The organism is Actinomyces provencensis (genome assembly GCF_900155435.1).
GTDB classification, from domain to species: domain Bacteria; phylum Actinomycetota; class Actinomycetes; order Actinomycetales; family Actinomycetaceae; genus Pauljensenia; species Pauljensenia provencensis.
Map to the genome: position 1 here is coordinate 2,457,695 of NZ_LT700212.1, position 12,560 is coordinate 2,470,254.

Here is a 12,560-nt window from a genome sequence, read left to right on the forward strand (position 1 = left end):
GCCACACCCCCAGCGCGAGGGCGGTCCCCGGATCCGGTCCGGACACCGTGCCGGCGGCGTCCTGCATGGTCACCGCGCGCAGGTCATCGAGGGTGGTGCGCACACCCTCCAGGCTCGCGAGGGCGACCGCCTCCCGTACGGCGGCCTCCGCCCGCGCCTCCGCCCACCCCCGCCGCAGTCCCTCGTGGAAGCGCAGCCGGGTCAGGGCCTCCTCCGCGCCCCGGACCTCCTCACGCACCCGGTCGCTGCGCCAGGCGCGCTCCAATCGCAGGGGGGCGGGTTCGGTGCCGGGGTCTGGATCTGCCATCCGACCAGCGTATCCGCGTGCGATCCCGCGGACACCGGGGAGGGGCCCGAGCCGGAGCACCGGGGAGTGACGGAGTGGTGGGCAGGCGGGACGCCGTGCCCACAGCACCACCGCGGCGCTCAACCACATCGGTGGAACGTCTCCCCGGGACGTCTCCCCGCGCCCATGGGATGGATACTGGGGACATGGATCTCGCGGGCACGATGACCGGGGCGGCTCCCCGCCCGTCGACGGGACCCGGGGCGCCCTCGGGCCGGGCCCACACCCCTGCACCCACTCCGCGCACCGTGTCCACACGCGCCCAGCACATCCGCTGCGGGGTCTTCGCCGCCTTCTTCGCCCCCATCGCCCTGGCGGTCCTGGGCCTGGCGGTCACGGACCTGCAGGCCACGGCGGCAGTGGGCCAACCCCTCTCCTCCTCGGAGGGGATGGTCGGGATCCTCGTGGCCGCACTCCTCCTGGTCCTGATCGGGGTGAACTCGGAGGACTCCCCGGCGGGCATGGTCGTCACCACCGCAGCCGCCCTGGTCGTGGGAGGCCTCCAGATGTTCGGCGTGACCCCACTGCCCGGGCTCGCGCTCTCCGGCGTGTCGGGCGCAGACCTGGTGACGGCCCTGTCGTGGGGCCTCTACCCCCTCTCCGTGCTGACCATCTGCGCGGGCTCGACCCTGGCAATGCTGATGGGACGGCGGCAGGCCGGGAGGGCGGCCGACAACTCACGGCGCCGCCCGCTCTCCCACAGTGGCGAGCGCACGGCGGTGGCCTCCACCTCCATGCTGCTGGTCGCGGGCGCGGCCACCTGCCTGGTCCTGGCCGCGCCGACCGACACGACCGAGGTCGCCGCCCACGGACTGCCCGGCATCCTCGCCCTGCACACGCCCCGCATCCTGCCCGCCCTGGCCGCGGCTGCGCTCCTGGGTTGTGTCGCCCTCGGATCACGCTGGTCGGTCATGGGGACCCAGGTACCCGCCTGGTTGCTCATGGTGCTCCCCGGGTTCTTCGGGGTGCCGGTGTGGATGTCCCTGACGGGCCGAGTCATCACTCCCGGTCCGTCCCCGGCGACCGCCATCGGTCTCGCGGCACCGGTGGTCACGGCACTCGGCCTGCTGCTGGTGACGACCTCGCCCGGCGTCCACTGGGCACGCCGTGCGCATCCGGTGGGAGGGGACGACGACCAGGAGCCCACTCCCCCGGCGAAGTGACGGCCAGCCGCGCCTCCTGAGGGCCCATCGGGCCGGTGGGCGCTATGTTGGGCGGGAAAGAGGAGGACCAATGACCGATCAGGACCCTGACGCCCGTATCCCCGACCCGGAGACGGCGCCGCCGAGCGACGCCGATCTGGTCCTCGACGCCCAGCCCGTCTTCGAACCCGACGCGACGCCCGTCGACGCACCCGATCCCGCCGATCCCACGACGACCGACCCCACCGCCACGGGGCCCTCGGCCGCGGAACACGTGGACGAGGGCGTCCCCGCCCCCGGCATCGAGCCCGAGCAGGACCCTGCCGCCCACGAGCCGTACGCCGCCGGGGACCATCCGGCGGATGTCCGCCCGGATGACCTGCACCCGGCCGACCTGCACCCGGCCGACGACCTCCCGCAGGAGACACCCCTGCAGGAGGGGGCCCCGGTCGATGCAGCCCCCGCCGACACAACCCCCGTCGACACAACCCCCGTCGACACAACCCCGGTCGACGAAGCCCCCGCCAGGGCCGCGGAGCCCTCACCGAGCGACGAGCCCGTCGTCCTGCCCACCACCGTCGAGCCGGCGGTCCCCGTGGAGGTCGCCGAGACCATCGAGGTCGTCGCCCCACAGGAACCTGCGGCCGCTGCGCTCCCGGATGAGTCCCCGGAGGCCCCTGGGACAGCTCCTGAGGACACGACCACCACGACGAGCCACCACATCCCGGCGGTCCCGCTGACCGACCACGACGCCGCCCCGCTCCCGCCCTCGTCGGCACCCGGGGAGGAGACCGCGCCCGAGGGCACGCCCCCGGACGTCCTCGGGAACCGCTCACAGCACCACACCCACGGCGACGGCGCCACCGGCGGCGTGGAGCCCGCACTCCCCCCCGACACCTCCGCCGAGTCCGATCCCGCCGCGGCGGGCACGGCTGCCGCACAACGCACGAGCATCCTTCCCGCACCGACCGCACCGGGGGGGCCGACCGAGACGGGCGCAGCTGCCGGACCGGGCGCCCACGGTGAGGGGGTCGGTGACGGCGACGACCTGGACCAGACCCGTGTCCACCGCCGCTCGTTCGTCGCCCCGCAGGAGGAGGAGGCAGACCAGGGGGAGGCGCAGTGGCGCCCTCGTTCCTCGACGGAGGAGGACGGCTCGCACTCCTCCTCCACCCCACGTTCCCTGGACGACGCCCTCTTCGAAGGTGCCACCGTCGTCCCCGAGGTCCCCTCGCGTGCCGCGGCCCACGTCTGGTCGCTGCTCCTGACCCTCCTCCTGGTGCCACTGGCCTGGTACCTCCTGGCCGATGCCGGGGCACGCATGACCCTGGCCACCGACAACCCCATGTCCACGGGCATCCTCAACCCCGCTGCCCTGGCCGAGCTGGTGGGCGGCGTCCTGGTCGTCGTCCTCATCGCCGTGCTCGCGCGCCACTCCTCCCTGGGTGCGCACGTGGTCGGGATCGTGGTGACGGTCCTGGGCCTGCCGTGGGTCGTCGCCCCCGGGGCCAGCGCGCGTCTCGTCCTGCCCGCCATGGAGTGGTTGGACCAGTGGAACGCCTTCGGTGCGAACCTGGCCCACCACCTCCAGGCCAGCGGCTACTCGGGACGCCTGCTGCTCGTCGGGATCGCCCTGCTCCTGCTGGGGTGGACCTCCCACCGGGTGCGTCGGTCCGGTCGCGACGAAGAGGCGTTGCGCGCCGAGGTCGAGCGCGTCAACCCCCAGGGCGCCCACCTCACGTGGCGTGAGCGGCGGCGAGCCGCCCGGGCCGCCGGAGAGCGCTGACGACGGTGGCCCACCGTCCTCCCGTCCCCCGGTCCGTCCTGGAGCCCAAGGGCCCCTGGACCCACCGCCGCGTGAGCGCGGCGGGGGCATCCTTCCACGTGGCGGACGCCGGTCCCGACGATGCGGAGCACACCGTCGTCCTGCTCCACGACTTCCCCTTCTTCTGGTGGTCGTGGCGTGAGGTGGTCCCCCTCCTGTCAGGGGCGGGCCACCGTGTCCTGGCGCTTGACCTCAGGGGTTTCGGTTCCTCCGACCTGCAACGCGACGACCCGGACCTCACCCAGTTGGCCCGCGACGTCACCGCCGTGGTCTCGGCGATGGGCATCGCCCAGTTCTCCGTCGTGGGAACGGGTCTGGGTGGAGCGGTCGCCTGGATGATCGGGGCGCAGGACCCCGTCTCGCTGCGCTCCGTCACCACCGTCGCCGCCCCCCACCCGCTGGGGCGTCCCCCGCGCAGCGTGCGCTCCGTGCTCTCACGCGGCGGCCTCCTCGACCTGCGCCTGGAGGTCCCGTTGCGCCGCGTCCGTCTCCTGGAGAACGGGCGACTGGTCGACGGCGTGATCCGGCAGTGGGCGGCGCCGGGGAACCGCAGTGAGCTCCTCGCCCGGACAGGGCCCTACAAGGCGGCCCTGACGAGGCCCTTCGCCGCCTCGGCCGCCATCGACTCCTTCTCGGCGGCCCGCCACCTGTCCCTCGCGGCCCGACGTGCCCTGGCCACACCGGTCGTCGTCCCCGTGCTGTCGGTGCGCGGCGCCCAGGACACCTCGGTGCGTCCGGCGGACTTCCACGGTGACCCGCGCTGGGTCCAGGATCGCTTCTCGGCCCGCTCCCTGCCCGGCTGCGGTCACTTCCCGCCCGAGGAGTCCCCCGAGGAGCTCTCCTCCGAGATCCTGCGCCACCTCGCCCAGGTCCCCCCGCGCGAGCACTGAGCGCCCCCGCGGCCCGGACGTCCCGGTCGGGTTCCCGGCCCGGGTCCCGGTGCCTGTCGCACTGTCCGGGCGGGCGGCACGTCGGCCCGACCGGCCAACCAGCCCCGCCCCTGGCTCAGGACTCGGTGCCCGCGGAGGGACACAGGTCCGCCAGCACGCAGTGCCCGCAGTCAGGCACGCGGGAGTGGCACACCGCCCTGCCGTGCCAGATCATCTCGTGGGAGAGCTGGGTCCAGTCGACGCCCGGCAGCAGCGCGCACACGTCCCGTTCCACCCGTGCCGGGTCGCTCGCCCTCGTCCACCCGAGCCTGCGGGCCAGACGACCCACGTGGGTGTCGACGGTGAGGGCGGGTTCCCCGAACCAGTTCCCGCGCACGACATTGGCGGTCTTGCGCCCCACCCCGGGCAGGGACTCCAGGGAACGGGCATCGGCGGGCACCTCCCCGTGGAAGTCCGCCACCAGGGCGCGTGCGAGGGCGACCACCTGCCCTGCGCGCCGGTGCTGGAAGCCCAGGGGGCGCACCACGGCCTCCACCTCCGCGGGGTCCGCGGCGCCCAGGGAGCGGGGGTCCGGCCAGCGGCGGAACAGTCCCGGGGTGACGGTGTTGACGCGGGCGTCGGTGGTCTGGGCGGAGAGCACGGTGGCCACGAGCAGCTCGAAGGCGGAGGTGTGGTCGAGGCTCGTGTGGGCATCGGGGTAGGTGGCCGCCAGGCGCCGGACGACCTCCGGGGCGCGTGAGTGTGCTGGTGAGGGGTCCACGCGGGCATAATAGGTGTGATGGCGTGTGGCACACTCACCCCAAGGAGTGGTGGCGGGTGTCACACCTGGGACACAATGGGCGTCATCCGGTCGGGAACCGACCCCCGGACCCGGACCTGAACACAGAAACGGAGTTTGGAGAGACATGTTCCCTGACGGCAACATCATCGGCCAGGTACCCCTCTTCGACGGCCTCGACGAGGCCCAGCAGTCCGCACTGCAGTCGAAGATGGGACGCACGACGTTGCGGCGTGGGGAGACCCTCTTCGACGAGGGCGACCTCGGCGACCGCCTCTACATCATCACCGAGGGCAAGGTGAAGCTCGGACACACCTCCAGCGACGGACGCGAATCCCTGCTGGCCGTCCTCGGCCCCGGCGAGATCATCGGTGAGCTCACGCTCTTCGATCCGGGCCCGCGCTCCACCACCGCCACCGCGGTGTCGCCCGCGACGCTGCTGTACCTGGACCACCAGGACCTCATGGCGATCCTCGACTCGAACCCGACGCTGGCCAAGCACATGCTGCGCGCCCTCGCCCAGCGCCTGCGCCGCACGAACGAGTCCCTCTCCGACCTGGTCTTCTCAGACGTCCCCGGCCGCGTGGCCAAGGCGCTGCTGGACCTGGCCGACCGCTTCGGCACCCCCACCGACGAGGGCGTCCACGTGCCCCACGACCTCACCCAGGAGGAGCTGGCCCAGCTGGTCGGCGCCTCCCGCGAGACCGTCAACAAGTCCCTGGCCGACTTCGTGTCACGCGGGTGGATCCGCCTGGAGGGTCGCGCGGTCACCCTGCTGGACGTCGACCGCCTGGCGCGCCGCGCCCGCTGAGACACACGTCCGCCCCCGACCCCTCACGGGGGTCGGGGGCGGTTGCACGTGTCCGGACGTCTCCGGGTCCGGGAGGGCCGGTCCGGAGGGCTGTGCCCCGGAGGGCACGACAACCGGTGCGGGTGCCTGCTCGGGAGCGGGAGCGGGCGTGGACCCGCGTCACCCGAGCCGGGTCACTCCACGGGACGCTTGAGGTAGGCCACCAGGTTGTCCGAACCCATGGGTCCGGGGATGACCTGGACCAGTTCCCAACCGTCCTGGCCCCACTGGTCGAGGATCGCCTTGGTCGCGTGGGTGAGCAGCGGAATCGTCGAGTACTCCCATTTCGTCATGAGGTCATCCTATCCGCGTCGCGGTCCTGCGCACCGGTGCCGCCGTCGCCACCGGGACTGCCCCTCAGGAACGCACGTGGGCCAGGACCCGTGGGACGCGGGGGGAACGCAGCTCCTGGGCGAGGGGGTCGTCCGACTCCGACAGCCACTCGCCCCAGTCCTCGACACCCGGGAAGTGGCGCAGCAGGGCGCGCCGCTCACGTTCCGTGAGCCCTCCCCACACCCCGAAGTTCGCCTCCGCCTGCAGGGCGTCCGCCAGGCACTCCAGGCGGACCTCGCACGCCATGCAGCGCATCCGCACCTGGCGTTGGGACGCCCCCTGGACGAACAGTGCGTCCGGTTCCGCGGATGCACACAGCGCGCGTGCCGCCCAGCTCTGGTCATCATCGACTGTGCTCATGTTCCACTCCGTATCGGGTCGCCTGTGACCTCCACATCTGTGACCCTACACACAGTGGGCGGGGAACTCCAATCCCTGAGTACGCCGTGACCGGCGGCTTTCCCCCACGAGCGGAGCAGGGGGTCCACATGGGGGACCCTCCACGTATCCTTGGGTCATGTCGTCGCCCCACTCCCGCTCGGTCACGCCCGTCCAGCTGGTCGCCCTGCTGCTGGCCTTCCTCTCGGTCGCCGGCCTCACCGGCGTGCTCGGGGCCGGACTGATGGTCCCCCTGGCGGGGTCCGCCGGCGTGGTCGCCAAGACGGTCCCCTCCGTCTTCGACGACCTCCCCGCCGACCTCCAGATCGTCGAGCCGGCCGAGGAGTCGGTCATGCTGGACTCCTCCAGCAACGTCATCGCCCGCTTCTACGACAAACGACGCATCGTGGTGTCCTCCGACAAGATCGCCGACGTCATGAAGAAGGCGATCGTCGGCGTGGAGGACAAGCGCTTCTACCAGCACCACGGAATCGATCCCGAGGGCATGGCCCGCGCACTGGTCAACAACCTCACGGATGACGGTGGCACCCAGGGCGCCTCGACCATCACCCAGCAGTACGTGCGCAACATGCTCCTGGAGAAGGGCCAGCAGGAGGGGGATCCCGACCAGGTCGTGGCCGCCACCGAGCAGACCACCGAACGCAAGCTGCGCGAGGCGAAGTACGCCATGGCCCTGGAGACGGAGATGTCGAAGGACCAGATCCTCACCGGCTACCTCAACATCGCTCCCTTTGGTCCGACCACCTACGGGGTGGAGGCCGCCTCCCGCCTGTACTTCTCGAAGTCCGCCAACGACCTGACGATGTCCGAGGCGATCCTGTTGGCGGGACTCGTCCAGTCCCCCGTCGAGTACGACCCCCTCTCCCACCCGGAGGCCGCGCAGGACCGTCGCGACACGGTCGCCGGTGTCCTGCTGGACGAGGACGTCATCACGCGCGAGGAGTACGACGAGATCGTCGCGACGAGCGTCGAGTCGATGCTCAAGCCGGACCAGCGCTCCCAGGGGTGTGCCGGCGCCGGGAACATGGCCTACTTCTGTGACTTCGTCCTGGATGAGTTCCTCAACGACAAGACCTACGGCGAGACCCGTGCCGACCGCCAGAGGCTGCTGGACACCGGTGGCCTCACGATCCACACGACCATCGACAAGGCGAAGCAGGACGCTGCGTTCAACACGCTCACGGCGGCCGTTCCGGTGGACAACCCCTACGGCCTCAACAACGTGATCACCTCCGTGGACCCGTCCACCGGAGACGTCCTCTCGATGGCACAGAACACGAACTACGGTCCGGACAGTGCCACCGACACGATGTACAACTACGCGACGAAGGGAACCTTCCAACCCGGGTCGACCTTCAAGCTCTTCACCCTCATGCAGTGGTTCAAGGAGGGACACGGCGCCTACGACACCGTGGGCAGCAACAACCGCAGCTACGTCCCGGCCAACTTCCACTGCGCCAACGGGGAGAGGATCGCCTTCAACCCCAACCCGTACGTGGTCAACGACCTCGGTTCGAAGAACGGCACCATGAACGTCCTGCGTGCCACGGGACTCTCCGTCAACCAGGCCTTCGTCAACATGTCGACCAAGGTGGACCTGTGCGGGATCTTCCAGACCGCGGCCGACCTGGGGGTCACCAATCCCGATGGCTCGGTGATCCAGGCCCAACCCTCGATCATCATCGGATCCGGGACGGCCACCCCCCTGGAGATGGCCTCCGTCGCGGCGACCCTGGCCAACAAGGGTCTCCAGTGCACGCCCCACGGTCTCTCGAAGGTCAACGACCGTGACGAGAACGTGCTCAAGGAGTACACCCCGGAGTGCAAGCAGAACCTCGACGCCACGGTCGCCCAGCAGGTGGCGACCGTGCTGGCGAAGTCGACCGCGCAGTACTACCCGTCACAGGGCGTGGCCCTGGAGGGTGGGCGTCCCTTCGCCGCGAAGACCGGCACGACCGACAAGAACTCGAACACCTGGACCGTGGGCTTCACCCCCTCCCTCGCCACCGCAGCATGGATGGGCAACGGGCGCGCGTCCTCAAGCCCGGTCTCCAACATCTCGGTTGCCGGGCACTTCATCGAGTACCCCTACGGTTCCACCGTCGGTGAGTACATCTGGGTGCCCTACATGAACGCCGTCCTGGCGGGCACGCCGGCACAGGCCATGCCGGACGTGTTCATCGGCAACCAGCCCGTGGCCACGCCGACCCCGACGACCGCGCCGAACACCACCACTGGCAATGACGGCCAGCAGGACCCGAACCAGGACCAGCAGGACGGCAACGGCAACGGCAACGGCAACGGGGACCAAGGTGGCGACAATTGATGGTTCGCGCCAACTCAGGTCCCTCGCCCTCGCCCTTGCCACTCTCTGAGCCCAGCGCGGCGAAGGCCCGCGCCGGGTCACCGCTGAGACTGGACGAGCTCGCCGACCGTCCCTCACTGGCACCACGTGGCGTCATTGCGCGGGGTCGGGCCCTGGGCATCGCGATCGGTGCAACTGCACTGACCGGTGCCGCAGTGGTCGCGTGGGGCCAGTTGGAACGCCACTTCCCCGTCGTGCGACACGTGGACGTCCCGGTCCAGGGTTCCCCCGGGATGAGCGGGATCCGGATCCTCCAGATCTCGGACCTGCACCTCTATCCAGGACAGGAGTTCCTCGTGGACTTCCTGGCTCGGGTCGCCCGCACCGAGGACGTGGACATGGTGGTCTCCACGGGGGACAACCTGGGATCCGCCGACGGGCTGGACCTGGTCCGCGCGGCCTATGCCCCCTTCCTCCACCTTCCCGGTGCGTTCGTCCTGGGTTCCAATGACTACTACTCGCCCCGCTTCAAGAACTGGACGGCGTACCTGCGCCGGGACCCGCGTCTGGCCGATGACTCCTTCGACCTCAAACGGGGCCCGAAGGGCGCGGGCGCGTACGAGGACGACGCCACGCGTGCACCGCGGGACCGTGACCAGCACCTGCGCCCCGACCTGCCATGGCACGAGATCGTCTCGGACTTCACCGACGCCGGATGGGTCGACCTGTCCAACCGGGCCGCGACCCTCGACATCCCCGTCAGGGGCGAGGACGTCACGCCGACGGAGGCCCAGAGGGTCAGTCTCATCGGCGTGGACGACCCCCATCTGGACCGCGACCGGATCCCGGACCCCGACGTGTCCTGGGGGGATCCCCGAGCGCTGCGCCTCGCGGTCACCCATGCGCCCTACCTGCGTGTGGTCGACGGCTTCACCCGGGAGGAACCGGACCTGGTCCTGGCAGGGCACACCCACGGTGGCCAACTCGGCCTGCCCTTCTACGGCGCGCTGGTCACCAACTGCGACCTGCCCCGGCGCTACGCCAAGGGGCTGCACACCTGGTACACGGGCAGGACCAGCACCCAGCTGCACGTCTCGGCGGGGCTGGGCACCTCCCCCTTCGTCCCCCTGCGCATCGCGACGAGACCCGAGGTCTCCGTCCTGCACCTGTGCCCCCTCGACTGACCCCTCACCGTCCCACACCCCACGCCGGGATGCGCCTCCGTGGACCCTCGAAGCACTCCTCTGCAGGCCCTCGGCGGTACGCCACCGTGGACCCTCGGTGCACTCCTCTGCAGGCTCGCTCGAAGCACTCCTCCGGGGCCTCTCGTGGCACGCCTCCGCAGGTCCTCGACGCACTCCTCAGGTCTGCCCCGGGACACGCTCCGAGAGTTGCGTCTCCGGGTCTCCGCCCAGCATCCCCGCCGAACGGTGGACTTCTCACCGAGGGGAGGCGGTATACCCCCACCGTTCGGTAGGAACCCCACCGTTCGGCGGGTGTGTCTGGCGACGGTCGCTGTGACGGATCCTGCACTGCCGCCGCACCGGACGTTTTGGCGGCCCTCCCGCCCGTCGCTATACTTGAGCGGTCACACACGGGGTGTGGCGCAGCTTGGTAGCGCGCTTCGTTCGGGACGAAGAGGCCGTGGGTTCAAATCCCGCCACCCCGACGTTTCTGCCCTGGGTCGCGATGCAGTCCACGGACCGTCGCGACCCAGGGTCTTTTCGTGGGTCAGTGCCGCTTCTCCGCGTCTGCAGCTGGCCGGTTGCGCGCCCCCCAACTCACAGGTCGATCTGTGTGCCCACGACCACCGTGCGGCGGGGCGGGAGGTGGAACCAGTCGGAGGGATCACTGGCCCACTGGGACAGTCTGATGAAGAGCTTGCGTCGCCAGGCCGCCATCGTCGACCCACCGCCGTCCACCACGGTCACATCGGAGACGAAGAATGTCGCGTGGGAGCACTCCTGGTCCGAGAGCACCTGGCGCAGAGCGCTGGGGACGTCCACGGAGTCCATGAAGCCCTGACGGATGAGGACCTGGCTCAGGCCAGTGGGACCCTGAATCTCCTCCACCGCCACACGCTGCCCGGCGGCGACATGGGGCACCGGGACGGGCAGCACGCTGACCAGCACCGTGTGCCGGTGGAGCACGGAGTTGACCAACACGTTCTCCCGCAGTGCCAGGGGTGTCAGGTTCGGGTGGGCATGCAGGAAGACGGCTGTGTGCGCGGGGCGACCGGCGTGGGCCACCTCGGGGCTGTCCAGGAAGGGTGCGAGTTCCCCGGCCAAGGAGCGCCTGCGGCGCACGACCTCGCGACGCCCGTGCCACCACGTGGTCATCACGACCAGGACCACCGCAGCCAGCAACACCGGCAGCCAGCCCCCGGAGAGAAGCTTGAGTGTGTTGGCGCCCAGGAGCACGAGTTCGGGAACCCCGATCGCCACCAGCACCGCATGCGCCCACCAGGCGGGCCAGCGCCACACGTGACGCGCCACCACCACCAGCAGGGTCGTGGTCACCAGGAAGGTTCCCGTCACGGCCAGCCCGTATGCGGCGGAAAGCCGTTCCGAGCTGCGGAAGCTGAAGATCAGCACCAGTACGCCGCCGAAGAGCAGCGCATTGACAACGGGCACGTAGATCTGTCCCCGGGCAGCCTCGGAGGTGTGGCGGATGAGCATGCGGGGAAGCAGGCCCGTGCGGATCGCCTGCTGGGTCATGGAGAAGGCGCCGGTGATGACGGCCTGGGAGGCGATCACGGTCGCCGCGGTGGCCATGACGACCAGGGGGATGCGCGCCCAGCCGGGGGCCAGCAGGAAGAAGGGATCGCTGACAGCCTGCGGATTGCCCAGCAGCAGGGCGGCCTGGCCCAGGTAGACCAGCACCAGACTGGGCAGGACCACCGCAGCCCAGGACGTGCGGATGGCGCTCGCACCGAAGTGCCCCATGTCGGCGTACAGCGCCTCCGCACCCGTCACCGCCAGCACCACTGCACCCAGGACCAGGAATGCGGTGGCGGGGTGGGTGAGGATGTAGGAGGCGGCAGTCGTGGGCAACAGGGCCGTGAGCACCTCGGGGCGCGCCCATACATGGGGCAATCCCAGGGCGGCCAAGGTGAGGAACCACAGCCCCATCACCGGCCCGAAGGCGCGTCCGATGCGCGCCGTCCCCCGGCTCTGGACCAGGAAGAGGACGGCCACCACGACGGCCGCGATCAGCGGCACGGAGTCCGTGATCGTGGGGGCCACGACGCGCACCCCCTCGACCGCGGAGAGGACGGAGATGGCTGGGGTGATGACACCGTCCCCGTAGAACAGGGCAGCCCCGACCATGCCCGCCACCAGCACCCACCAGGAGCGACGGGAGTCCCGGGGAAAGGCTCGCCGTGCCAGGGAGGCCAGGGCGATGATGCCGCCCTCCCCGTCGTTGTCGGCGCGCATCACCAGCCCCACGTACTTGACGCTGACGACGAGGACCAGGGCCCAAAGGATCATCGACACGATCCCCACGACATCGGCGGGTGAGGGGCGCGCGGCACCGTGCTCCAGGGAGAAGGCCGCCTGGAGAGCGTAGAGGGGGCTGGTGCCGATGTCCCCGAAGACGACTCCGAGTGCGGCCAGAGCCATCGCAGGACGCATGCGCTGACCGGCCCGGACCACCGGGGTTCCACCACCACTGTGACTGGACACGGGAGA

Annotated in this window: 10 protein-coding genes, 1 tRNA gene and 1 pseudogene; 7 read left to right on the forward strand and 5 right to left on the reverse strand. The window is 70.8% G+C overall.

Going from position 1 to position 12,560, the window contains the following annotated elements; translation table 11 throughout:
- Positions 1-307: pseudogene (locus tag BQ9890_RS15945) on the reverse strand (hypothetical protein); the annotation flags it as partial.
- A gap of 185 nt (positions 308-492) precedes the next feature.
- On the opposite strand from BQ9890_RS15945, the gene BQ9890_RS14910 reads away from it, so the two are divergent.
- The 3 genes from BQ9890_RS14910 to BQ9890_RS10870 all read left to right on the forward strand — a co-directional run bounded on the left by BQ9890_RS14910 (position 493) and on the right by BQ9890_RS10870 (position 4,203).
- A complete protein-coding gene (locus tag BQ9890_RS14910; protein ID WP_143226318.1) occupies positions 493-1,509 on the forward strand; it encodes a hypothetical protein in 1,017 nt (338 codons plus the stop codon).
- Between the two features lie 70 nt (positions 1,510-1,579).
- Positions 1,580-3,274 (forward strand): hypothetical protein, encoded by a 1,695-nt coding sequence (locus tag BQ9890_RS10865; RefSeq protein WP_075891472.1) that lies wholly within the window; start codon positions 1,580-1,582, stop codon positions 3,272-3,274.
- Positions 3,275-3,345: 71 nt separating this feature from the next.
- Positions 3,346-4,203, forward strand: a complete 858-nt coding sequence (locus tag BQ9890_RS10870) for an alpha/beta fold hydrolase (RefSeq protein WP_230297905.1) — start codon at positions 3,346-3,348, stop codon at positions 4,201-4,203.
- Positions 4,204-4,318: 115 nt separating this feature from the next.
- Here BQ9890_RS10870 and nth read toward each other — a convergent pair whose 3' ends face one another.
- Positions 4,319-4,963, reverse strand: a complete 645-nt coding sequence (gene nth, locus BQ9890_RS10875; RefSeq protein WP_075891476.1) for an endonuclease III — start codon at positions 4,961-4,963, stop codon at positions 4,319-4,321.
- A gap of 145 nt (positions 4,964-5,108) precedes the next feature.
- On the opposite strand from nth, the gene BQ9890_RS10880 reads away from it, so the two are divergent.
- On the forward strand, positions 5,109-5,792 hold the full coding sequence (locus BQ9890_RS10880; protein ID WP_075891478.1) for a Crp/Fnr family transcriptional regulator: 684 nt from the start codon (positions 5,109-5,111) through the stop codon (positions 5,790-5,792).
- A gap of 173 nt (positions 5,793-5,965) precedes the next feature.
- Here BQ9890_RS10880 and BQ9890_RS15455 read toward each other — a convergent pair whose 3' ends face one another.
- Both BQ9890_RS15455 and BQ9890_RS10890 read right to left on the reverse strand, forming a co-directional pair.
- On the reverse strand, positions 5,966-6,124 hold the full coding sequence (locus BQ9890_RS15455) for a Sp36 family protein (protein WP_075891480.1): 159 nt from the start codon (positions 6,122-6,124) through the stop codon (positions 5,966-5,968).
- A 64-nt stretch (positions 6,125-6,188) separates the two neighbouring features.
- Complete coding sequence (locus tag BQ9890_RS10890; protein ID WP_075891482.1) at positions 6,189-6,524, reverse strand: WhiB family transcriptional regulator; 336 nt, start codon at positions 6,522-6,524, stop codon at positions 6,189-6,191.
- 157 nt (positions 6,525-6,681) lie between these two features.
- Between BQ9890_RS10890 and BQ9890_RS10895 the strand changes: the two genes are divergently transcribed.
- The 3 genes from BQ9890_RS10895 to BQ9890_RS10905 all read left to right on the forward strand — a co-directional run bounded on the left by BQ9890_RS10895 (position 6,682) and on the right by BQ9890_RS10905 (position 10,537).
- Positions 6,682-8,889: a transglycosylase domain-containing protein gene (locus tag BQ9890_RS10895; protein WP_075891484.1), complete on the forward strand. Its 2,208-nt coding sequence runs from the start codon at positions 6,682-6,684 to the stop codon at positions 8,887-8,889.
- 35 nt (positions 8,890-8,924) lie between these two features.
- Positions 8,925-10,052, forward strand: a complete 1,128-nt coding sequence (locus BQ9890_RS10900) for a metallophosphoesterase (protein WP_230297906.1) — start codon at positions 8,925-8,927, stop codon at positions 10,050-10,052.
- A 411-nt stretch (positions 10,053-10,463) separates the two neighbouring features.
- Positions 10,464-10,537 (forward strand) — tRNA-Pro (locus BQ9890_RS10905).
- A 112-nt stretch (positions 10,538-10,649) separates the two neighbouring features.
- On the opposite strand, the gene BQ9890_RS10910 is transcribed toward BQ9890_RS10905, so the two are convergent.
- On the reverse strand, positions 10,650-12,503 hold the full coding sequence (locus BQ9890_RS10910) for a potassium transporter Kup (RefSeq protein ID WP_075893080.1): 1,854 nt from the start codon (positions 12,501-12,503) through the stop codon (positions 10,650-10,652).
- Positions 12,504-12,560: the final 57 nt, after the last annotated feature.